27 protein-coding genes are annotated in these 21,467 nt (G+C 67.0%); 15 read left to right on the top strand and 12 right to left on the bottom strand.

Going from position 1 to position 21,467, the window contains the following annotated elements:
* Positions 1-43: 43 nt before the first annotated feature.
* Complete coding sequence (tbsP, locus tag DM818_RS00785; protein WP_075938374.1) at positions 44-853, bottom strand: transcriptional regulator TbsP; 810 nt, start codon at positions 851-853, stop codon at positions 44-46.
* A gap of 330 nt (positions 854-1,183) precedes the next feature.
* Between tbsP and glyA the strand changes: the two genes are divergently transcribed.
* Entirely contained in the window at positions 1,184-2,455 is a 1,272-nt protein-coding gene (gene glyA / locus DM818_RS00780; RefSeq protein ID WP_075936145.1) for a serine hydroxymethyltransferase, read from the top strand.
* Here the strand turns inward: glyA and DM818_RS00775 are convergent, their stop codons facing one another.
* Positions 2,456-2,761 (bottom strand): hypothetical protein, encoded by a 306-nt coding sequence (locus DM818_RS00775; RefSeq protein ID WP_075936146.1) that lies wholly within the window; start codon positions 2,759-2,761, stop codon positions 2,456-2,458.
* Between the two features lie 176 nt (positions 2,762-2,937).
* Between DM818_RS00775 and DM818_RS00770 the strand changes: the two genes are divergently transcribed.
* On the top strand, positions 2,938-3,837 hold the full coding sequence (locus DM818_RS00770; protein WP_075936147.1) for a tetrahydrofolate dehydrogenase/cyclohydrolase catalytic domain-containing protein: 900 nt from the start codon (positions 2,938-2,940) through the stop codon (positions 3,835-3,837).
* Entirely contained in the window at positions 3,837-4,331 is a 495-nt protein-coding gene (locus DM818_RS00765; protein ID WP_123124007.1) for an NUDIX hydrolase, read from the top strand. Before DM818_RS00770 ends, DM818_RS00765 begins: the two co-directional genes overlap by 1 nt.
* 108 nt (positions 4,332-4,439) lie before the next feature.
* On the opposite strand, the gene DM818_RS00760 is transcribed toward DM818_RS00765, so the two are convergent.
* From DM818_RS00760 to DM818_RS00750, 3 genes are read right to left on the bottom strand one after another with little or no spacing between them, the layout of a single operon-like run.
* Positions 4,440-5,516 carry a LeuA family protein gene (locus DM818_RS00760; RefSeq protein ID WP_075936148.1) on the bottom strand — a complete coding sequence of 359 codons (1,077 nt, stop codon included), beginning with the start codon at positions 5,514-5,516 and terminating at the stop codon, positions 4,440-4,442.
* Entirely contained in the window at positions 5,513-6,700 is a 1,188-nt protein-coding gene (locus DM818_RS00755; RefSeq protein WP_123124008.1) for a CaiB/BaiF CoA transferase family protein, read from the bottom strand. The genes DM818_RS00760 and DM818_RS00755 overlap by 4 nt, the downstream gene beginning before the upstream one ends.
* A 43-nt stretch (positions 6,701-6,743) precedes the next feature.
* Positions 6,744-7,457: a DUF7117 family protein gene (locus DM818_RS00750; protein ID WP_075936150.1), complete on the bottom strand. Its 714-nt coding sequence runs from the start codon at positions 7,455-7,457 to the stop codon at positions 6,744-6,746.
* 152 nt (positions 7,458-7,609) lie between these two features.
* On the opposite strand from DM818_RS00750, the gene DM818_RS15425 reads away from it, so the two are divergent.
* Genes DM818_RS15425 through DM818_RS14850 form a run of 3 tightly spaced genes read left to right on the top strand, consistent with a single transcriptional unit; the run spans position 7,610 to position 9,158 of the window.
* Positions 7,610-8,032 (top strand): DUF7528 family protein, encoded by a 423-nt coding sequence (locus DM818_RS15425; RefSeq protein WP_449272349.1) that lies wholly within the window; start codon positions 7,610-7,612, stop codon positions 8,030-8,032.
* 30 nt (positions 8,033-8,062) lie between these two features.
* Positions 8,063-8,974, top strand: a complete 912-nt coding sequence (locus tag DM818_RS00740) for a DUF1028 domain-containing protein (protein WP_075936152.1) — start codon at positions 8,063-8,065, stop codon at positions 8,972-8,974.
* A gap of 37 nt (positions 8,975-9,011) precedes the next feature.
* Positions 9,012-9,158 carry a hypothetical protein gene (locus DM818_RS14850; RefSeq protein ID WP_172967132.1) on the top strand — a complete coding sequence of 49 codons (147 nt, stop codon included), beginning with the start codon at positions 9,012-9,014 and terminating at the stop codon, positions 9,156-9,158.
* A 178-nt stretch (positions 9,159-9,336) separates the two neighbouring features.
* Here DM818_RS14850 and DM818_RS00735 read toward each other — a convergent pair whose 3' ends face one another.
* Positions 9,337-9,606 (bottom strand): amphi-Trp domain-containing protein, encoded by a 270-nt coding sequence (locus DM818_RS00735; protein WP_075936153.1) that lies wholly within the window; start codon positions 9,604-9,606, stop codon positions 9,337-9,339.
* A 161-nt stretch (positions 9,607-9,767) separates the two neighbouring features.
* Here DM818_RS00735 and DM818_RS00730 point away from each other — a divergent pair, with 161 nt between their 5' ends.
* Positions 9,768-10,052, top strand: a complete 285-nt coding sequence (locus tag DM818_RS00730) for a PadR family transcriptional regulator (RefSeq protein ID WP_075936154.1) — start codon at positions 9,768-9,770, stop codon at positions 10,050-10,052.
* On the opposite strand, the gene DM818_RS00725 is transcribed toward DM818_RS00730, so the two are convergent.
* From DM818_RS00725 to DM818_RS00715, 3 genes are all read right to left on the bottom strand, one after another.
* Positions 10,053-11,216: an AI-2E family transporter gene (locus tag DM818_RS00725; protein WP_123124009.1), complete on the bottom strand. Its 1,164-nt coding sequence runs from the start codon at positions 11,214-11,216 to the stop codon at positions 10,053-10,055.
* Between the two features lie 65 nt (positions 11,217-11,281).
* Positions 11,282-11,785, bottom strand: a complete 504-nt coding sequence (locus DM818_RS00720) for a peroxiredoxin family protein (protein WP_075936155.1) — start codon at positions 11,783-11,785, stop codon at positions 11,282-11,284.
* Positions 11,786-11,815: 30 nt separating this feature from the next.
* Positions 11,816-12,520, bottom strand: coding sequence for a hypothetical protein (locus DM818_RS00715; protein ID WP_123124010.1), 705 nt, complete (start codon positions 12,518-12,520; stop codon positions 11,816-11,818).
* 65 nt (positions 12,521-12,585) lie between these two features.
* On the opposite strand from DM818_RS00715, the gene DM818_RS00710 reads away from it, so the two are divergent.
* On the top strand, positions 12,586-13,539 hold the full coding sequence (locus DM818_RS00710) for a prenyltransferase (protein ID WP_123124603.1): 954 nt from the start codon (positions 12,586-12,588) through the stop codon (positions 13,537-13,539).
* A 57-nt stretch (positions 13,540-13,596) separates the two neighbouring features.
* Complete coding sequence (locus DM818_RS00705) at positions 13,597-14,319, top strand: DUF547 domain-containing protein (RefSeq protein WP_123124011.1); 723 nt, start codon at positions 13,597-13,599, stop codon at positions 14,317-14,319.
* 12 nt (positions 14,320-14,331) lie between these two features.
* Here the strand turns inward: DM818_RS00705 and DM818_RS00700 are convergent, their stop codons facing one another.
* Complete coding sequence (locus tag DM818_RS00700) at positions 14,332-14,652, bottom strand: hypothetical protein (protein WP_075936158.1); 321 nt, start codon at positions 14,650-14,652, stop codon at positions 14,332-14,334.
* An 85-nt stretch (positions 14,653-14,737) separates the two neighbouring features.
* Between DM818_RS00700 and DM818_RS00695 the strand changes: the two genes are divergently transcribed.
* A complete protein-coding gene (locus DM818_RS00695; protein WP_075936159.1) occupies positions 14,738-15,652 on the top strand; it encodes an A/G-specific adenine glycosylase in 915 nt (304 codons plus the stop codon).
* Between the two features lie 9 nt (positions 15,653-15,661).
* Here DM818_RS00695 and DM818_RS00690 read toward each other — a convergent pair whose 3' ends face one another.
* The gene (locus tag DM818_RS00690; protein WP_153952207.1) at positions 15,662-16,261 is read right to left on the bottom strand and encodes a hypothetical protein; all 600 of its coding nucleotides are present in this window, start codon (positions 16,259-16,261) and stop codon (positions 15,662-15,664) included.
* A 105-nt stretch (positions 16,262-16,366) separates the two neighbouring features.
* On the opposite strand from DM818_RS00690, the gene DM818_RS00685 reads away from it, so the two are divergent.
* Positions 16,367-16,921 carry an NADPH-dependent FMN reductase gene (locus tag DM818_RS00685; RefSeq protein WP_075936161.1) on the top strand — a complete coding sequence of 185 codons (555 nt, stop codon included), beginning with the start codon at positions 16,367-16,369 and terminating at the stop codon, positions 16,919-16,921.
* Here the strand turns inward: DM818_RS00685 and DM818_RS00680 are convergent, their stop codons facing one another.
* Positions 16,922-17,938, bottom strand: a complete 1,017-nt coding sequence (locus DM818_RS00680) for a hypothetical protein (RefSeq protein WP_075936162.1) — start codon at positions 17,936-17,938, stop codon at positions 16,922-16,924.
* An 85-nt stretch (positions 17,939-18,023) separates the two neighbouring features.
* Between DM818_RS00680 and DM818_RS00675 the strand changes: the two genes are divergently transcribed.
* Genes DM818_RS00675 through DM818_RS00660 form a run of 4 tightly spaced genes read left to right on the top strand, consistent with a single transcriptional unit; the run spans position 18,024 to position 21,466 of the window.
* On the top strand, positions 18,024-18,608 hold the full coding sequence (locus tag DM818_RS00675) for a thymidine kinase (RefSeq protein ID WP_075936163.1): 585 nt from the start codon (positions 18,024-18,026) through the stop codon (positions 18,606-18,608).
* A 39-nt stretch (positions 18,609-18,647) separates the two neighbouring features.
* Entirely contained in the window at positions 18,648-19,352 is a 705-nt protein-coding gene (locus DM818_RS00670) for a YIP1 family protein (RefSeq protein ID WP_075936164.1), read from the top strand.
* Positions 19,349-20,107, top strand: coding sequence for a GTP cyclohydrolase III (locus DM818_RS00665; protein ID WP_123124012.1), 759 nt, complete (start codon positions 19,349-19,351; stop codon positions 20,105-20,107). Before DM818_RS00670 ends, DM818_RS00665 begins: the two co-directional genes overlap by 4 nt.
* Positions 20,108-20,167: 60 nt before the next feature.
* On the top strand, positions 20,168-21,466 hold the full coding sequence (locus DM818_RS00660; RefSeq protein ID WP_123124013.1) for an ABC transporter substrate-binding protein: 1,299 nt from the start codon (positions 20,168-20,170) through the stop codon (positions 21,464-21,466).
* Position 21,467: the final 1 nt, after the last annotated feature.

Here is a 21,467-nt window from a genome sequence, read left to right as displayed (position 1 = left end):
CTCCGACTCGCGGCTGCCGCGAGAAAAAGCCCGGCTATCCGGTCTACTTGGCGAGAACGGACTGCGCAACGGAGGCGAGTTCGGAGGCCGACACGTTCTTGAGTCGGTCGTCGGCGAGCTTCAGGCGGAGCCGCGGGCGGCCGACGTCGATGGGGACTTTCTCGGTGTCGATGATTCCGCGCTCTTCGAGGTCGGTCTTGGTGCGCGAGAAGGTGGCCTTCGAGGCGACGCCCGTGTCCTCGCCCCACTTCGAGATGTCGTACAGGAGCTGTTCGTTTCTAGCGGCGACGAGCAGCGCGACGGTCACCTCACTCAGGTCGGTTCCGTCGCCCCGAGCCGTCTCCATCGCGGCGAGTGCCGCCTCGAAGTCCGCCGCGGTCTGCTCGCCGAGACTCTCGGCCAGCGTCTCGCTCACGTGGGTCGTCCCGGGGGTCCGGAGGTCGAACGCGTTCGCGTCCTCGAAGGCGGCTGCGTACCGGTCGTACGTGGCGTCGACGAACCCTTCTTCGGTCGTCGTGAGCCCGGCGACCTGTGACCCGCCGGCGACGAGCGCGGTCGTGAACGACTCGGTCACGACGACGGTGTTTGCCGGCTCGTCGTAGATAGACAGCGTGAGCCGGCCGTCGTCCTCGTAGTCCGCCGCCCGGCTCGCGAGCTTGAAGTCACGAGAAAGCTCCTTGAGCTGCGACTCGGCGGCCAGTACGTTCACGCGCACCGTCGCCGTGTCGAGCACGTCAAGTAGTGCCTCAAGCGTCCCCACCGTCGGATTGACGAGGAACACCTCGTCGCTGGCTCCCCCGAGGACTTCCCCCAGAACGCCGTCGACGGTGTCCCCGAATACGTTTGTCTCGATAGACATTAGAAATCGTTACGTAATATCGTGATATAAAGTTGCTGGGTCGGCTACGTCTTGCGGTATCACACCCCGTGACGACGCATCCCCCCGTCCATGCCCGTTCGATGTCCGAACAGACCGACAGACGGAGTCGGCGAACGCGACTGATAACACCCGGTGGTAGGACGTCACCGGAACTTGGACACGTGAAAGTTCGCTTGCTCGCGACGAACGACAGAGTCAGCGTCGAAGAATTGTTTGGAGTCGCGCATCGGTGAAGCAATGGCTTCTGCTTCCCAGGTTGCCGGAGACGAGTACATTCTTACGGGTCGGGTCGAAGCGGTATCCATGAGCCAGGAGTCTGCCCGCGAGCCGCGGCCGGAGACGGTCCGCGACATCGACCCCGAGATCGCCGACGCGCTCGGCGAGGAGAAACAGCGCCAGCGCGACACCCTCGCGATGATTGCGAGCGAGAACCACGTCTCCGAGGCCGTCATGGAGGCACAGGGGTCCGCGTTCACGAACAAGTACGCCGAGGGCTATCCCGGCGCGCGCTACTACGCCGGCTGCGGTCCCTCCGACACCGTCGAGGAACTCGCCATCGAGCGCGCCGAGGAGCTGTGGGGTGCAGACCACGTCAACGTCCAGCCCCACTCCGGCACGCAGGCGAACATGGGCGTCTACACCGCCGTCCTCGACCCCGGCGACAAGATTCTCTCGCTGGAACTCGACCACGGTGGCCACCTCAGCCACGGTCACCCGGCCAACTTCACGGGCAAGACCTACGAGGTCGAACAGTACGAGGTCGACCCCGACACCGGCTACATCGACTACGACGGGCTGCGCGAGACGGCCGAGTCGTTCGACCCCGACATCATCGTCTCGGGCTACTCCGCGTACCCGCGCGAGGTCGAGTTCGAACGCGTCCAGGAGGCCGCAGCGGCCGTCGACGCCTACCACCTCGCCGACATCGCCCACATCACGGGACTCGTCGCCGCGGGCGTCCACCAGTCGCCCGTCGGCGTCGCGGACTTCGTCACCGGCTCGACGCACAAGACCATCCGCGCGGGTCGGGGTGGCATCATCATGTGCGACGAGGAGTACGCCGACGACATCGACGCGGCCGTCTTCCCCGGCGCGCAGGGCGGTCCCCTGATGCACAACGTCGCGGGCAAGGCCGTCGGCTTCAAAGAAGCCCTCCAGCCCGGCTTCGAGGACTACGCCGAGCGGGTCGTCGAGAACGCCCGTACCCTTGCCGACCACCTCGACGAGCGCGGGCTCGAAATCGTCTCCGGCGGCACGGACACCCACCTCGTGCTCGTGGACCTGCGACCCTCACATCCCGATACGACCGGCAGCGACGCCGAGGAAGCGCTCGAATCGATCGGGCTGGTGCTCAACGCGAACACCGTCCCCGGCGAGACGCGCTCGCCGTTCAACCCCTCGGGCATCCGCGCCGGCACGCCCGCGCTCACGACGCGCGGCTTCGGCGAGGCCGAGATGGTCCGCGTCGCCAACATCATCGCCGACGTGGTCGACGCGCCGAACGACGAGGACGTGCTCGCCGCCGCCAGCGACGAGGTCGACGAGCTGACCGACGCTCACCCGCTGTACGAGTAGCTACCCCGTTTCGAGGACGAGCACCGCCGTCGCGACACACCACGCGAATCCGGCGACGAGATGGGCCGCGCCGCCGAGACTCCCGACTGTCCACGCGACGCCCGTTATTATCGCAATCGCGAGCAATCCGCCGAGCACGAGCCACTGCTTTCGTGCAAGCGCGAGCACGGGAGCGACCGCCGCGAGCAGCGTCGCCGCGGCGTGGGTGACGATACCGACGGCCGACCCGCGTGAGACGGTCGCGACGACGCCGGTCGCGAGGACGGCGACGACCGACACCCCGGCGAGGAGACGGCCTCGGTCCATACCCGAATGTAGGGCTGATTCGCGGGTAAGAATTGTGCCGAAAGGGACACGATAGCGCGTGTTGGCGTCGCGAGCAAGGGCGAAAATAGCACACTCTTGCATATTTTTGTGTCTCGGTCGGGGAGTGTAGACACGAATGCGGGAGTTTGATACCGGTGGGACTCGGACCGTCGGGTATGACCGAAGTCATCGACGGCAACGCCGTCGCTGCGGAGATTCGCGAGGACCTCTCGGACGCCATCTCGACGCTCAAGCAGGCGGGGACGGTGCCGGGACTCGCGACGGTGTTAATGAGCGACGACCCCGCGAGCGAGACGTACGTGTCGATGAAACAGCGCGACTGCGAGGAGGTCGGCATCAACGGCATCCACGTCGAACTCGACAACGACGCGCCCGCCGACGAACTGTATGAGACCATCGCCGACCTGAACGCCGACGACGAGGTACACGGGATTCTCGTCCAGAGTCCGCTCGTCGAGCAGGTGAACGAACGGGAGGCGTTCCGCGCCGTCACCCCGGAGAAGGACGTGGACTGCTTCCACCCCGAGAACGTCGGGCGGATGGTCGCTGGCCCGTCGCACGCCCGGTTCAAGCCGTGTACGCCCCACGGGATTCTCAAACTGCTGGAGCAGTACGACGTTGAAACCGAGGGTGCAGAGGCCGTCGTCGTCGGTCGGTCGAACATCGTTGGCAAGCCGATGGCGAATCTGCTCGCACAGAACGACGACACCGGCAACGCGACCGTGACGGTGTGTCACTCCCGGACCGAGAATCTGGAAGCCCACACGAAACGCGCCGACATCGTCGTCGCGGCGGTCGGAGTTCCGGAGTTCATCGACGGCACGATGCTGAAAGAGGGCGCAACCGTCATCGACGTGGGTATCAACCGCGTCGACGCCGAGACGGAGAAGGGGTACGAACTCGTCGGCGACGTGGAGTTCGCCAGCGCTCGCGAGGTGGCCGACACCATCACGCCAGTGCCGGGTGGCGTCGGTCCGATGACCCGTGCGATGCTCCTGTGGAACACGGTCAAGGCCGCGAGCGAGCAGACCGGCGTCGACGTTGCCCTGCCGTAGTGGACCCCGACGACCTCATCGCGCGCTACGACGGCGTCCGCGCCCGGCCGAACAAGCACGAGACGCTCGCGCCCGACCGCTGGGAGTCTGCCCGGAGTCGCGAGGAACACGAGACCTCGTGGGGGGTCGGTGCGCTCGTCGAGACCGACGCGGGCGTCCTGCTCGTCCAGCAGGGCGACAAGTGGTTTCTCCCCGGCGGGATGCACGAGCGCGGTGAAACCCACGCGGAAGGTGCGGCCCGAGAAGTGCGGGAGGAGACGGGCGTGACGGTCGAGATCACGGACCTGCTCGCCGTCACCGAACAGACGTTCGTCCACGCTGAGGACGACCGCGAGTTCGCGTTCCGGTTCGCCACCTTCCGCGGTGAGCCGACCGACACGACGCTCGCTACCGACCCCGGCATCGACGGAGAGACAATCGACGACGTGGCGTGGCGCGAGACGCTTCCCGAGAACACCTTCGACCGCGACCTCGTCACCCGCCTGCGGGACTGAGGTTCATACGCGAAGCCGCACCACCCGCCGTGTGCGATAGGAACGTGCCGACAGCGCGCCGAGGCGGGTGCGCGACCGACCGCTGTCGGAGGAATGGTCGCCTGTTCGCTACACGTCGTTCGCGAGCGACAGCGCCTCGTCCAGTTCGACCGGCCCCTCGGCGGCGAGCCTGTCGAGCAGGGTCTCGACGCGCTCGTCGGTCGCCTCACGCTCCACGCGTTCCAGCAGCTTGCGGGCCGCGCCCCGTCCCGTTCCAGCGCCGAAGACGAGCCGGCGCTGGCCGCCGAAGGTCGCGGGGTCGAACGGCTCGAACGTCGACGGGTCGGCGAGCATCGCGTCCGTGTGGATGCCCGACTCGTGGGTCGTTACCTCCCGCCCCAACACGGGCTTGCGTGCGTCGACCGACTCGCCCAGCGCGTCGAGTGCCGACTCCGCGGTCGGAATCAGCTGCTCGGTCTGTACCCCGGGGTCGCCACCTTCCTGTACGATTGCCGTGACGACCTCCTCCGTCGCGGGGTTGCCGGCGCGTTCACCGAGCGACGCTACCGACACGTCGATGCGGTCGACGCCCGTCTGTGCGGCGACGAGCGCGTTCGCCGTCGCACATCCGAGGTCGTCGTGGAAGTGGACGCCTGCCCGCGAGAGGTCCACGCCGAGGTCTGCGAGGGTCCGGAGATAGCCGGCCACGTACGAGGGCGTCCGTGCACCGACGGTGTCGGCGACGACGATCGGGCAGTCGAATCGCTCGAAGGCCGACGCGATTGCTCGTTCGTCGGTCCGGAACCCGTCCATCAGGGTCAGGTGCGGCTGTGCGCCGCCGTCGCGAATCTGTGCAATCTGCTCGCTGGCGGTTTCGTACATCTCCTCGCGCGACCTGCCGACGACGTGTGCTAACTGTTTGTCCGAGACGGGAACGAACAGTTCGACCACGTCTGCGCCCGTCTCCAGCGCCGCGGTCACGTCCGACTCGACGCCGCGGGCAATAGCGACCACGTCGGCGTCGAGTCGGTCCGTCAGCGTCGCCGTCACCTCCCGTTCCGCCTCGCCGACGGCCGGGAACCCGGCTTGCACGAACGGCAGGTCGAGCCGGTCGAGCGCCTCGCCAGCGGCGACGCGCTGGTCGACCGTGTACTCGCGGTCGGAGAGCTGGACCGCCTCTCGCAGCGTCACGTCACAGAGTCTCATATCACGCCTTCCTCGCGCAGCGACGTATAGGTGTCCTCGTCGAGTCCGACCTCGTCGAGATACACCTCGTCGTTGTGTTCGCCGTGACCCGGTCCGAGCCGGTCGACACCCCGCGTTTCGCCCGAGAACTTCGGGACGACACCGTGGGTCTCCACCGGTCCGAGGTCGGAATCTTCGACCGTGACGATTGCCTCCCGGGCGTCGTACTGCGCGTCGGCGTGGATATCGGAGATGTCGTAGATCTCGGAGGCGACGGCGTCGGCGTCGGTGAGTGCCGCGACCGCCTCCGTCGCGGTTCGCTCCTGCATCCACGCCTCGATGTAGCCGTCGAGCTCGGCGGCGTGTTCGACGCGCTTGCGATTCGTCGCGAACCGGTCCGCCTCGATGAGTTCGGGACGGCCGATACACTCGGCGACCCGCTCGAAGATGGGCTGTGAGGAAGCCGACAGCGCGACGTAGCCGTCGCTGGCCTCGTAGACGTTGCGCGGTGCGGCGTTCGGGTGGCGGTTGCCGGTGCGTTCGTCCACCTCGTCCAGCCGGTCGTACTTCTCGGGCACGCTCGGGAACATCCGGAACAGCGACTCCAGCAGCGACACGTCCACGACCCGGCCGGTCCCGCCGGTCAGGGTGTCGAACACACCGAACAGCGCACCCATCGTGGCGTACTGGCCAGCCGCGAGGTCAGCGAGCGAAATGGGCGGCAGGAGCGGCTCGCTGTCGGGGAATCCGTTGACGTGTGCGAAGCCGGACATCGCCTCCGCGACGGTTCCGAAGCCGGGTTGTTCGGCGAGTGGCCCGTCCTGCCCGTAGCCGGAGATGCGGACGACGACGAGGTCCTCGTTCGTCTCGTGTAAGGCGTCGGGACCGAGTCCCCACGATTCGAGCGTCCCGGGTCGGAAGTTCTCGATGACGACGTCGGCCTCGGCGGCCAGCTCGTGCACGAGGGCGGTCCCCTCGTCGGAGTTCATGTCGAGGGTGACACAGCGCTTGTTTCGGGCGAGCGCCTTCCACCACAGCGAGTGGTCGCCGTCGAAGGGAGGCCACTCGCGGATGGGGTCGCCGTGTTCGGGATGTTCGACCATCACCACGTCGGCACCGTGGTCTGCGAGCGTCATCGTCGCGAAGCCGCCGGCGATCATCCCTGACAAGTCGAGTACCCGGAGGCCGGCGAGCGGTCCGTTCATACCGAAGCCAGCACGCGACGGCGCAAATAAGCTATCCCGGCGGTCACGCAAGCGCGTCGAGTCGTGACTCTGCCGTTGCGAGTGCCGTCTCGTCACTGTCGGCGACGTACGACCCGATACCACGGGCCGCCTCGACTAGCGTCTCGGCGTCTCGGGTCGGAATCGCGCCGTCGAGCGCGAGCGCGCGCTTCACGTGGCCGCGCAGGCGACCCAGCAGGTCACTCGCCGCCTCGTCGGGGTGTTCGTCCAGATACGTCCGGAGGTCCTCGCGGTACTGCTCGACCGCCTTGGCGTACGCGAGTCCCCGCGAGTCGGTCAGCGAGTCGGGGACCTGCTCGCGTGGGGGTCGCTCGCCGTCCGCTGCGCCCGCCAACAGCGCGAGGAAGTACGACTCCTCGCTGTCGGTGACACTCGTCGCCCGCCCGACCGTGTCCGCGACCGTCCGAAGTTCCATCGCAGCCAGATACGTGTCGTCGAGCGGCTGCACCTCACCGCCGCTGATGAAGCCGTAGCCGCGGGTGAACTCCCTGGTCGCCTCGACGGCCCGCTCGGCGACCGTCCGGAGCGGCTGCTCGTCGACAAGCGACTGCGCCTCGCGCAAATCGAGCGTCGCGGCCGTCGCGGTGTGGAGTTGCCGCTCCTCGTCGACGCCGACGCTGCGGAGGCTCCCACAGCTCGGACACTCCACGCTGCCGGTCTCGTAGTACGTCCAGCGCGTGCCACAGTCCTGACACTCGCGGTGGCCGCGAACCTTCATACTCCGTGGTCGACCCGCCGGCTGAAAACCCCTCTGTCCGACCGTGTCGAAATCTGCCACACCACGTGGGTTTAAGTACTAGAGGCTCCCACGAGTGGATATGTCGGATACACCGACGCTACACGAGGATAGAGTAAGTCGCCGCGAGGCGGCTGGCCGGGAAATTCGACGGTAATGTAACTGTCTCCCGGGACTCACAGGAACTGCTTCTACACGTCGACGGTGAGGAACACGTACTCGACACCGAGACGGCCACGGAGCTTCGCCAGCAGCTCGGCGACGCCCTGACCGGCACCCGCGAGTACGTCTACACCAGCGGGGAGTGTCGCGCCGACGGCAGCTACGTCGTCGCGCGCCGCGGCGCTGGCTCCGCCGGCCACCGCAAGGTGTTCGAGAGCTTCGAAGCGCTCACCGACCTGTACGAATCACTCTCGACGGATTTCACCGCAGACGACCTCTCCGGCAGCGGGTTGACCGACAGCCGGCGACACATCGTGTTGCGCCACTTCGTCGAGCATCCGCGCTTCGACTGTGAGCTGTCGAGTCGCCAGCCGCTCACCGTCCGGAAGCTCTAATCTTTTGTCGCGGGCGGGCGAGGCTGGCGTATGACGTTCTCTATCGTCGCTCGCGACCCCGAAACCCGCGCCGTCGGCGTCGGCGTCCAGTCGAAGTTCGTCAGCGTCGGCTCCGTCGTCCCCTTTGCCAGCGCCGACGCCGGCGCAATCGCCACCCAGTCGTTCGCCAACGTCGAGTACGGGCCCGCCGGACTGGACCTGCTCCGTCGCGGCCACGACGCCGAGGCCGTGGTCGAGACGCTCACCGCCGGCGACAGCGAGGCCGAATCCCGGCAGGTCGGCGTGGTCGGTCGCAACGGCTCCGTCGCCGCCTTCACCGGCGACGAGTGTTTCGACACCGCCGGCGACATCCAGGGTGAGACGTACACGGTCCAGGGAAATATCCTCGAAAACGAGGCAACCCTCCACGCGATGGCCGACACCTACGAGGAGACCGACGGCGGGCTTCCCGAGCGCCTGCTCGCTGCGCTCCATGCGGGTAACGAGGCCGGCGGCGACTCCCGCGGCGAGCAGTCGGCCGCCATGTACGTCGTCAAGCCCGAGGGCGGCTACGACGGCGGTAACGACCGCTGGATCGACGTGCGCGTCGACGACCACGATGCGCCCATCGACGAACTGGAACGCGTGTTCAAGCTCTACGACGTGACGCTGCTCGAACGCGAGCCGCCGGCCGAGACGACCGACCTGACCGGAGAGACTGCACAGGCCGTCCAGCAGACGCTCGCGGACCTCGGGCTCTACGAGGGCGACCCGTCGGAGACGTTCGACGCAAGCGCACGCGATGCCCTGGAGTCGTTCCGCGGGCTGAACAACTTCGAGAACCACTCGCTCGACGTGCTCGAGGATGCACTCGCCAACGGCTGGGACGACGCCGACGGCGAGGGGGAATCCCAGCTCGTCGACGCTATCTGGCACGGGCTCTCGCGACTCGACCGCGTGTAGGCCGGGGCTTTTGCCCCTCCCCCCCGAACGGGGACGTATGCGTGACGAAGCAGAGGTGCGCGAGCAGTACGAATTCATCAAAGAGCAGCTCGAGAGCGAGGAGATGAACCACGAACGGGTCAGACAGATGTTCACCTACTACAAGCGGTCGCTCGGCTGGGTGCTCGAAGAGGAGTACATCTGAGTAGAACTGTCAGTCCGTTTGACATCGTGTGTCACGGTCGGCAGCTTTATACCACACAGACGTGTTTCATCTGGTGACGCTTCGCTTTGGAGGGCCGAAGCGTCAGCGGGGACCAATTCAGGGCGGCAAGCGGCTACCCAGGTTTTCTCTGGGTGGCCGCTTTCCACTCGCTTTCCGTTCACTCGACAGACAGCGGCGCGTCTCCGCCGTCGGTCTCGTCCCACTCGATTTCGAACTCGACCGATAGTTCCGTCTCGTCGCCTTCGGTTTCCCGTTCCACCTGCACCTCGAACTCGGCCTGGCTCGGTACGTCGAGCGTGATTGACTCCTCGCCGGCGGACAGTTGCACCGGCTCCCCGGCCGCGAGATTGTCGGCCACGTCGCGGAGCAGTTGTGCGATGGTCGCTCGGTCGGTATCGCGCTCGAACGTGAACAACTGTTCTTCCATACTATGTACACGTCGCGGACACGAATAAGCTATCCCGTCGGACCTATACCGTGCGTGTCACGAATCACTGGGCCGCGTCACCGGGGAGACGCCGTCGAACCACGGTTCGCGGGCGTGTAACTCCGAAGATATATTTATTTCTCGCCACGTACGTGGCCGGTATGTACGACCTGACAGGCTTCCAGCGTGATCTCATGTACGTCATCGCCGGCAACGAGGAACCCCACGGACTCCAGATCAAAGAGGAGTTAGAGGAGTACTACGAGAAGGAGATTCACCACGGCCGACTCTACCCGAATCTCGACACGCTCGTGGAGAAAGGGCTGGTCGAAAAGGGCGAAATCGACCAGCGGACGAACTACTACACCCTGACGCGGCGCGGCCGGCGGGAGATCGACGCGCGCCGCGACTGGGAACGACAGTATCTCGAGGGCGACGAGGCCTGATTACGACTCGCCGTCTTCGATTCGTTCGACGGCCGACTCGACAGTCGACTCCTCGCGCACCTCTTCGACCGGCTCGGTCGCGACCGCCGGGTCGACGGCGAAGGGGCGTATCTCCGTTCCGGAGATGAGCTCCGGCAACACCACCCGCGCGAAGTGGACGATGAAAATCAACACCAGCGGGCCGAGGAAGATGCCGTACCAGCCGAACACCAGCGGGCCGAAGATGTACGCGAACATGACTAATCCGACGTGGAGATTCCGCCCCGAGACGTACGGACGCAACACGAGGTCCGGAATCGTGTCCACGACGACGAACGACAACGCGGTGAAGATAATCGGCATCGCGAACACCGGGTCTGGACTCGACGCGGCCGTCGCGACGAGGTAGCCGGAGACGGGGACGTACACCAGCTTCATCCCGATGACCGGGATGAGCGAGGCGGCTCCGGCCAGTAGACCGATGAGTGCGGGATACGGTATCTGCGGGCCGCCGATGGCGAGGACGTTCAACACCGAGTAGACGATTGCGCCGATGGCGGCCGTGAACACGGCGTTGAGGATGTTGCCAGAGAAGACGCGGTAGAGGTCGCGGTCCACCGCCCGGGTGTACTGCTCGAAGATACCGGCGTCGTCGCCGAACCGGTTCAGGAGCCAGCGACCGAGCCGCGGGCCGTCGCGGAGCAGATAGAAGACGATAGCGACGATGATGAACAGCCGGAGCAACACCGACCCAATCAGGCCGAGATAGTCGAGGCCGGTCGCAAGCGTGTTCTGCAGCGTCGCGACGAGGTCCGGGTCGTCGAGCAGCGCGGCCGGGTCGCTCACGCTCGCCGTGACGTTCGTGTACGGCCTGACCACCGACTCGAACCGACTCAGGTCGGTGCCGCTGGCGACGGCGTTGAACTCCCGCAAGCCGATAGTGAGCGAGTAGCCCACGAGCAGAAACAGCGGCACCACCAACACGAGGATGGAACTGACGGCGGCCAGCGAGGCGGGCAGCCGGACTCGGAGCCGTCGGTAGACCGGTCGCGAGACGTAGTAGACGAACAGCGCGACCGCGAGCGTCCCGAGGAACCGGTTGGCGACCGACGCGAGCAGGACGGCCAGAAACCCGCCGAGCGCCCACCACGCGACCGTCCCCCGGCTCACGTCCCTGAGTCTCATACCCCCTGATGTGAGGCCCGGCCGATAAGTCCTCCTACGAGGTCGACCGACGGCACAGCCTTCCCCTATTCGGCTGACTCCTCGCGGAGGTCGTCAAGCTCCGCGAGCAGCGTGTCGATATCCGGCCGGTCGAACGTCGAACTCCCCTCGTAGGCGTACGCGAGTTCCGGCTCGGGACCGCGCCGGTCGATGATGACGACCTCCGGCATCCGGCCGAAGAAGTCGCTGAACCGACCCAACAGCCCGAATCGCACGGGCTGGTCGTACGCGTCTCCCACCGCGGCGTCCGGGTCGGCCAACAGCGGATACGGGAGGTCGTAGCGCTCCTGCCACGTTTCGACCTGCTCGCGCGGCTCCGGAACGATAGAGACCACTTCGGCGTCCCGCTGTCGGAACGCGTCGTAGCGCTCGGCCACGTCCCGGACCTGCTTCCGGCAGTTCGTGCAGTAGTGGTCGCGCTGGAAGAACACGACGACGAACGCAACGTCGTCTGACAGCGCCGACAGCGAGAACGGGTCCGGACCGACGGCGACGTTCGGCAGCGAGAACTCCGGCACCTGTGTACTCATACCCGACCTACGCCGGCAATCGGCAAAGGTTCACTCCTCCTCGGCCTCGAACCGCGAGCGAACCTCGTCGGTGAGGTCGGCGACCACCTGTCGTTCGGCCCGCGTCATCGCGTGAATCGCCTCGTCCGTGTAGTCGATGCTCGCGGTCGGCAGCGTCGGCAGCAGCGCGCTGTCGAGCAGCTCGTTCGGGTCGGCCTCGACCTCGAAGGTCAACACGTTCCGGTGTGTCGACAGCGGCTCGGTGAACGGAAACGCCTCCTGCACGAGCGTCGTCGCTGCCTCCCGGCTGTACGCCGCGTTCGCGGCCGCCCAGAAGTCGTCTTCCGGCCGGTCGAGAACGGGTTCGAGTCCCGTGCCGAGCCGTTCCAGTCGCGAGAGCACGTCCTCCTCGACGGCTGCTCGCTGTGCCGGCGTCGCCGTCTCGTCGACCGCCTCCACGTAGCTGTCGTGTGCGAGTAACTCATCGGCGAACGCCTCGATTTCCTCGTCGCTCTCGACGGCATCGAGCAGGACGCGAAACTGCGCGAGCGACCGCTCGCGGTAGGCGTCGAACTCGCCGGCGACGAGCTGTCGCTCGATTGCGTCGTTGTTCTCCCGCAGTCTGTCGACGACCCGCCCCCCGAGTCCGAAGCCGGTTCCCCGGGGCGCGCGCTCGACGCTGAACTCGCGGCGAACGGCCGTCATCGTCGGGTCCAAGAACAGTTCGAACCCCGATTCGGCGGCTCTGCGACTCATACACACTCTTCGCTGGCGTCACAATCAGCGTGTCGGTCACTCCGACGCGCCGGTACATCTACCCGATGTCGCACACAAGAGACGGCATCGACACACTTCGTTCCTGGCTCGTCGAACGCGTTCCCCACCTGTGGGCGCTGTGGGCGGCCAGTCGCCCGAGCCAGCTCGCACTCATCGGCCTGCTGTACGCGCTCGGCGTCGGGATGGCGACGACGGGCCGGCCAGTCGCAGCCGCGACGTTCGTTCCGCGGCTCACCCCCGCCGTGCTCGTCGGTGGGGTCGTCCTGCTCGCCGTCGCGGTCGCGGTCCACTACGCGAACGAGTACGCCGACGCCGACACGGACGCGCTCGCCGACCGAACTCCCTTCTCCGGAGGGAGCGGCGCACTCGCCGAAACCGGCCTTCCGGCGTCGTTTCTCGGACGGGCGACCCTCGGGACCGGAGCCGTTGCCGTCGCACTGCTCGCTGTGGGTGGTGTTGGACCGCTCTCCCCGATTGCCGTCGCGCTCGCCGCGACCATCCTCGTTGCCGGCGTCGCCTACTCGCTTCCGCCGGTCGCACTCGTCAGACGCGGGCTCGGCGAACCGGTGAACATGGTGCTCGGCGGGCTACTCCTCCCGGTGTACGGGGTTGCGGTCGTCGCACCTCCGACGCCGAGCGCCGCGGCGGTCGTCGTCCCGTTCACGCTCGTCGTCGGTTGTAATCTGCTCGCGGTCCACTGGCCCGACAGAGCGGCCGACGAACGCGTCGGCAAGCGAACGCTCGCCGTCCGGTGGGGACCGACGCGGCTCAGACGCGCGTACGCCGCTCTCGCCGTGTCGGCCGCGCTTGCGACGCTCGCACTCTGGCGGGGTGGACTCCTTCCGCCCGTCGTCGCCGCGGCCCACCTCACACCGGTACCGTTCCTCCTGTGGGGCTGGACGACGTTGACCCGGCGACGGAGTCCGCTACCGGCCGTCGCCGCGATGGTCGTCCTCGCGGTCGCCCTGACCGCGGGCTGGTGGTGGGCCGGCGTCTGAGATCTCCCGAGCGCGCCCGCACAACGGTTTAGTTCCGATACCGCCTACGCCGGGGCAATGAGTAGCACGACGGGCGACACGGCAGCGACACCCTCGACAGTCGCCCGACAGCTTCTCGAACGCGTCCGGCGCGAACAGCCGACGGAGGCACACGAACAAACCCTCGCCGCGTTCGACGAGGACGCGCTCGCCGAGGTACGGACCGACCGCCGAACCGCGCTCGCCTTCTGGCTCAACGTCTACAACGCCGGTGCACAGCTCTTGTTGGACCGTCGGCCCGAACTGTTCGAGTCGCGCTGGCGCTTCTTCCGTACGACCGCCATCACCGTCGCTGGCATCGACGTGAGCCTCGACGACATCGAACATGGCCTCATGCGAAACAGACAGTCGAAGTACGGGCTCGGCTACCTCCCGCGGCTCGCTCGGTGTGGCTTCGGCCCGGCCTACCGGCTTCCGGTCGACCCGCGGATTCACTTCGCGCTCAACTGCGGAGCGGCGAGCTGCCCGGCGATTCTCTCGTACGACGCCGAGACGGTCGACCGAGCCCTCGACGACGCCACCGAGCAGTATCTCGCCCAGCACGTACAGTACGACGCCGCGACCGACCGCGTCCGCGTCCCGCGGGTCTGTCTCTGGTTCATCGGAGACTTCGGCGGCCCCTCGGGACTGCGGGCGTTTCTGCGCGACTACGGCCAGGTTCCACGCGGGGCGAGTCCGTCGCTCAGCTTCGACGGGTACGACTGGACGCGCGTTCCCCGGCAGTTCGACACGCGAGAGTAGCGTCGACGGGACTCAGAACTGATAGCGGCGGTCGTCGTTCGGCTCGGGAGTCTGCTGGCCCGTCATCTCGGCGAACGTCATCCCGGAGAGATACTCGTCGTAGGTGCAGTCGTACTCCGAGCGGAGATGGAAGTCGATGTTTCCGGTCTCGACCTGTCGCTGGAACAGGCCGTGAATCGCGCGCCGGAACAGTTCGGCGGGGTCGTCGGTGCCGTACGCCGCGGACAACAGCGCGAGTTCGTTGCGCGTCTCGGCGTCGAGGTCGACGACACACTCGTCGCCCAACTCGCGAGCCGCGTTTGCTACGTCCGTCTGGAGGTGGTCGAGCGTCATACCTCACGAACGCGGTCGAGCCGCATAACTACCCCCGGTTTGGGTAAACGTCACGCTAAAACGGGCGTCACGGCTACACGGGGTAATGACGGAGTCCGGCCCGCTACCCGAGGACGTGTCGGCCGTGCAGTCCGCGCTCGTCGAGTGGTACGAGACCGACCACCGCTCGTTTCCCTGGCGCGAGACGACCGACCCCTACCGGATTCTCGTGAGCGAGGTGATGAGTCAGCAGACACAGCTTTCGCGTGTCGAGGCGGCGTACCACGATTTCCTCGCGGAGTGGCCCGACGTGGATGCGCTCGCCGCCGCGGCCCAGTCTGACGTGGTCGGCTTTTGGAGCAGCCACTCGCTCGGCTACAACAATCGTGCGACGTATCTCCACGAGGCCGCCCGGCAGGTCCGCGACGAGTACGGCGGCTCCTTTCCCGAGTCGCCCGACGAGCTACAGGAGCTGATGGGCGTCGGTCCCTACACCGCCAACGCCGTCGCCTCCTTCGCGTTCAACAACGGCGACGCCGTCGTCGACACGAACGTGAAACGCGTCCTCCATCGGGTGTTCGACGTGCCCGACGACGACAGCGCCTTCGAAGAGGCGGCGAACGACCTCATGCCCGCCGGCGAGTCCCGGGTCTGGAACAACGCCATCATGGAGTTGGGCGGCGTCGCCTGCGGGAAGACGCCCGAGTGTGACGAGGCGAGTTGCCCCCTCCGCGAGTGGTGTCACGCCTACCGGACCGGTGATTTCACCGCGCCGGACGTGCCGACACAGCCGAGCTTCGAGGGGAGCCGCCGACAGATGCGGGGGCGCGTGGTCAAGCTCCTCGGCGAACACGAGGAACTGCCACTCGACACCCTCGGCCACCGGGTCCGCGTCGACTACACGCCGGACGGCGAGTACGGCCGCGAGTGGCTGCGTGGACTGCTTTCTGACCTCGCGGACGACGGACTGGTCGATATCGAGGACGAAACCGAGGACGCGACGGTCCGGCTCCGAAGCTAACTCAGTAGCTTAGACGCCCCACCGCAGCCCGACCATCGTCCCGACGATGGCAATCATCAAGACGAGTTCGACGAGACTCAACATGCCGTACTTCTTGTTCAGCTCCGCGAGCCGCTCGTGGTCGGTGTCCTGGGCCGCGATTTCATCGAACATCCCGGCGGTAAACGAGTGGAGCGGGCCGAAGCCGAGCACGAGCAGCGCGGTCGCGATTGCCAGTGCGGCCCACAGCGACGGCGACGGCGACGCCCACAGCCCCATCATGGCCGCGAGCCCGATGCCCGACCCGACGACGCCGACCGATACCGGCTCCATGAGGAGGTTCATCCGCGGGACGAACCCCTTGGCGAACTCGACGTTCGCACCCTCGGAGAGCGACCCCATGACCGGTCCCAGCACGACCGCACCGAGCACCGCGGTCCCGAACCAGAACGCCCCGAGGAACAGATGGACGGCGAACATGACACGAACGTCACCCGAGAGATACCCCACGACCGGCAGCACGAGCGGAACCGCGACCGCGCCCGCGGCGAAGGGTCGAGAGGCGGCGTCGGCCATCAAACTGTAGCGTTCGCGACGATTCGTCGGTCGATGTGCATCAGCAAGTGACATATTTCCCCACGGCTGAACGACATATAGCCGGAGAACAAAAACCTTCGCCGCCGAGAGCGCGTCCCCGACAACAGCCGATATGTACGGCGACCCGACAGTGGGAGTATGGACACCGTTCGCGTCGCCGCGCTCGTCGGCAGCCTCCGCGAGACCAGCTACACGCGACTCGCCTGCGAGCACGCCCTCGATACTGCGGCCGACTACGACCACGTCGAGACCGACCTCATCGACCTGCGGGCGTTCGACCTCCCGCCGTACAACCACGACCAGGATGCACCGGGCGACAGCGCCGACCTGCTCGCGCGGATCGAACGCGCCGACGCCGTCATCCTCGGAACGCCGAACTACCACGCCTCCTACTCGGGCGTGTTGAAGAACGCGCTCGACTACTGTGGCTTCGACGAGTTCGACGAGACGACCGTCGGCCTGCTCACCGTCGCCGGCGGCGGCTACTCCTCCAGCCCGCTCGACCACCTGCGCATCGTCGCGCGCGCCGTCGGCGCGTGGGTCGTCCCCCACCAGGTCGCGATACAGAACGCGAGCTCCCGGTTCGAGGACGGCGTGCTCACCGACCAGCAGTACGCCGACCGCGTCGCGAAACTGGGCGAACAGCTGGTCGCGTACGCGGCGATCGAACCGGACGAGCGCGTCCGCGAGTAGTCACGATTCGGGAAGCGCCGCCGCGGCGAGCACCTGCTTCGACCGTTCGCCCGACCAGACGACGCGAAGCTCGGCACCCGATTCGAGCGCCCCCGCCTCCGTCGCCGTGACGACGGCCGCGTCACCCGCCTGCACCGACGACGGGAACTGCGTCTCGTACGCGACTCCTGTGGTCGCAGCGACCGCCCTCCCGTCGACCGTCACCGACAGCGACTCGCCCGAGACGGTGTCGCCACCCTCGTGGGTAATCGTCACGCGGTCGTTCGTCCCCGTGCCGAAGCCGTCACCGCCCCCGTCGAACTCGAAGGCGAACGCCACCGCCGGTGTGTCTGGCGTCGGACTCGTCCGGGCTGCGGGCACGAGCGCGACTCCCACCGCGTCGTCCGGCTGGCGCTCCTGTGTGTCGTACTCGTAGTTCAACACGGCGACGCCGGCCGGCTCCGTCGGGGGCACACCCAGCGGCTCGTTTCGTGCCGACACCACGCCCAACGCCGTGTTCGCCACCGACTCGAAGGTCACCTGTCGGGATTCGACGACGCCTGTCTCCCCGTCGGGGGCGAACTCCGGGAGCCGAAGCACCGCGAGGTGCCACTCCGCCGCCGCCCGGAACGCGGCGTTGGCGTACGCCCGATAGGTGAACTGCTCGCCGTCGTACACCGGAATGAGCCGCACGCCCGGAGTCTCGTCCGTCGGTATCGCCTGTCCGTAGTGGAGCCGGTCGTCGCCGGTCGGCTCGTAGAGTCGGGTTCCGTCGACAATCCCGTTGAAGCCGTACGTGATTTCAGTCGGCTCGGTGTACTGGACCGTGCTCGCATCGACCGTCACGTCGGTCGCGGCTATCGCCGACGCGTCGATGGTGAACCCGCTGTCGACCCGTGTGACGCCGGTCGGCAGGGTGGGTTCCGGCGTCGGGGTCGGCGACGGGGTCGCCGGAGCCGTTCCCATCTCGCCCGACTGCGTACAGCCGGCGACGGCGACGGTACCGAGGGCGGCAAGCACTGTTCGTCTGGAGGGCATACCCGTCGCGTGGGGTCCGGGAATAAAAACACGCACGACCACTGACGAACGCAACGACTTTCTCCGTGACCGCGTGCACCCGAGTATGCACGCCATCACGAACAGCGGGTGGGTCGAGGTCGTGACCGGCTCGATGTTCTCCGGAAAGACGGAGGAGCTCCTCCGTCGCGTCCGTCGCGCGGAAATCGCGGGCCAGTCGGTCGCCGCCTTCACGCCCGCGCTCGACGACCGCTACGGCACGGCCACCATCGGGAGCCACGTCGGCCAACAGATTCAGGCCACCGTCGTCGACAGCGACGACCCCGGTCCCGGGATTCACGACGCGCTCAACGGCGAGGAGGTCGTCGCCATCGACGAGGCGAACTTCTTTTCGGGGTCGCTGGTCGACGCCTGCGAGGAGTTGGCCGCCGAGGGGAGACGCGTCCTCGTCTCGGGCACGGACCAGACGTTCCGCGGCGAGCCGTTTCACCCGCTCCCGGAGCTGATGGCTATCGCCGAGTACGTCGACAAGTACCAAGCGATCTGCTCGCAGTGTGGCGAGCCGGCCTCTCGCAATCAGCGACTCATCGAGGGGGAGCCGGCCCACTACGACGACCCGACGGTGCTCGTCGGCGCGGAGGAGTCCTACGAGGCGCGGTGTCGCAACTGCCACGTCGTCCGACGGGACTAGCCCGGAACCGCTTAGTCCGGGCCCCTGTAACGTCTCGGTGTGACTACGTGGGTCGAGAATCCCGAAGGGGGCCGCGAGCGCGGACCGCGCGGGCTGGTGCGGGCGTGGCTGGAACTGCTCACGCGACCGCGGCGCTTCTTCCACAACGGCATCTCGCCGGGCGACCAGTCGCCGGGACTCAGCTTCGTCATCGTCGTCTCCTTCTGTTACACGGCGACGCGGTTCGCCACGCTTCCTTCCGCTCGCCCCGGGTTCTTCGCGAGCGAGGCGGCGTCCGTCCTCGTGGGATTGCTCCTCGCGACGTTCATCATCGGCCCGGTCGGTCTCCACCTCGTCGCCGCACTGCAGGTCGTGTTGACCATCGCGCTCGTGCGCGACCGCGGCGGGGTGAGCAAGACCGTGCAGGTGCTCGCGTACGCGACCGCGCCGATGGCACTCGCCGGCGTCGGGGTGCCACCGATGCTCGCGGGAACACCCCTTGTTGCCGAGGTCGTGGCCGCGTGGCGTGTCGGCCTCGCGCTGTGGGGCTGTGGACTGCTCGTCGTCGGGATGGCGACCGTCCACAATATCTCGACCCCGCGTGCAGTCGTCGTCGTGGCGATTCCGGCCGTCATCGTGTTCGGCTACTTCTTCGGCGGGCTCTACTCGCTGGAGGCGCTCGTCGGCGTCGATATCATCTCGCGTTCGCCGCCGGCGGGAGAGATGGAAACACAGTTACTCGCCGCCCGCGAACCGCCGGTGTGACGAACACGCAGATTACGCTCATCCAAATCGACAACTACGGACCGTGGACGGTGACGCCGGAGCCGCGCCGCGAGGTGGACCTCCAGACGCTCCAGTCCCGGCTGTACGCCGATCTCTCACAGCTGTTCGGCAACCGCGAGGGGTACGTCTTCTTCACCCGCTTCGACAACATGATCGCCGTGACGAACGGGCTGGACGCCGACGACCACGCCCTGATTCAGGAGTCGGTCAGCAACCGCTACCCCGTCACCATCTCGCTGGGCGTCGAGACGGACGCCAACCCCACGAGAGCGCTCGGAACGGCCACCGAACACCTCCAGGAGGCCGGCTCCGCACAGGACGCCGCCCGGACCGAGGTGCTCCGTGGTGACCCGCTCGCCGAGGCCGACCGCACCGACGAGGACGTACAGATTGCGCACTTCGACGTGAACGACGCCACGGGCAAGTACACCGACCAGCTCAACGAGTACGACTCCTTCATCCAGATCGAGCAGGGGTACGCGAGCCTGATGAAGCACATGCGCGAGGAACACGACGGGCTCTCCTTCTTCGTCGGGGGCGACAACATCATCGCGGTCTGTCCGGCGATGGACGGCGACGCCTACCAGTCGGCTATCGACCACGTCCGCGAGGACGTCGGCGTCGAACTGAAGGTCGGTGTCGGTCGAGCACGAACCGCGCAGGCGGCCGGCATGGACGCGAAACACGCGCTCGAAACCTGTCGCCACGAGGAGACGACCGTCGAGTTCCGGTAACCCGCAACGGTCGCACCGGTGCGCACGTTTATTACCCCTCCCACGTTACCCACGCGTGGTATGTCAGAACGACTCAATCGACGAACTGTGCTTCGCGGTCTCGGCGTCGCCGGGATGGCCGGACTCGCCGGCTGTTCCAGTGGCGGCGACAACGGAGATGGCGGCGACGGTGGCGACAACAGCAGCGGCGGTGGTGGTGGCGGCGGTGGCGGCGGTTCCACCGACCGCACGCTCCGACAGGGCGTCCTGATGCCCGAGACCGGCGACCTCGCCAGCCTCGGCACCGCGATTCGCGACGGTGCGATTCTCCCGTTCGCCCTGCTCGAGGACGACGAGGACAACCCCTTCGAACTCGACTACACCGTCGGCGACACCCAGACGAACCCCAATGCCGGGGTCTCGGCTGCGAACAACCTGAACAATCAGGGGTACCCGGCGATTACGGGAGCCGCCTCCTCCGAGGTTTCCATCGCCGTGTACGAGAACGTCCTCATCCCGAACGGCATCGTCGGCTGCTCGCCGGCGTCCACCTCCCCCGCGATTACGGACCTCGAAGACAACGGTCTCGTTTACCGCACCCCGCCGACGGACGCGCTTCAGGGTGAGGTGCTCTCGCAGGTCGCGATGGAGCGTGAAAACGCGAGTACGGCCGCGACGCTGTACGTCAACAACTCCTACGGACAGCTGCTGTCCGAGAGCTTCTCGTCGGCATTCGAGAGCGACGGCGGCACCGTCCAGACGACGGTCGCCTTCGAGCAGTCACAGAGCTCCTACGCCGCGCGACTCTCGGACGCGCTCGCCGACGACCCGGATATCCTCATCGTCATCGGCTACCCCGAATCGGGGATTCAGCTGTTCCGCGACTACTACTCCAACTACGACGGCTCGCTCCCGATTCTCGTCACGGACGGCCTCCAGGACTCGGCGCTCCCCTCGGAGGTCGGCAACGCGATGGAGAACGTGAAGGGCACGGCTCCCCTCGCCGCCGGACCGGGTCGTGACTACTTCGCCGAACAGTATCAAAACGAGTACGACAGCGAGCCGGGCGTGTTCACCTCGCAGGCGTTCGACGCGACCGCAGTCTGTCTGCTCGCCAACGCGGCCGCCGGTGAGAACGACGGTGCGGCGATCGCCCAGGAGATGCAGAACGTCGCCAACCCCGGCGGCGAGGAAGTGATGCCGAGCAACCTCGGCGAGGGGCTCGCGATGGCCGCAGAGGGAACCGAGATTCAGTACGTCGGTGCCTCCAGCGCCGTCGACTTCGACGAGAACGGCGACCTGCAGGCGGCGACCTACCAGTACTTCGGCTTCGAAGAAGGCGGCGGTATCCGCACCATCGACGAGATTCAGTACAGCTAAT

Source organism: Halosegnis longus (assembly GCF_009663395.1).
In the GTDB taxonomy this organism is placed as follows: Archaea; Halobacteriota; Halobacteria; order Halobacteriales; family Haloarculaceae; genus Halosegnis; species Halosegnis longus.
The sequence above is the reverse complement of the archived record's forward strand: the minus strand, read 5'-3'. Positions and strand labels throughout refer to the sequence as shown.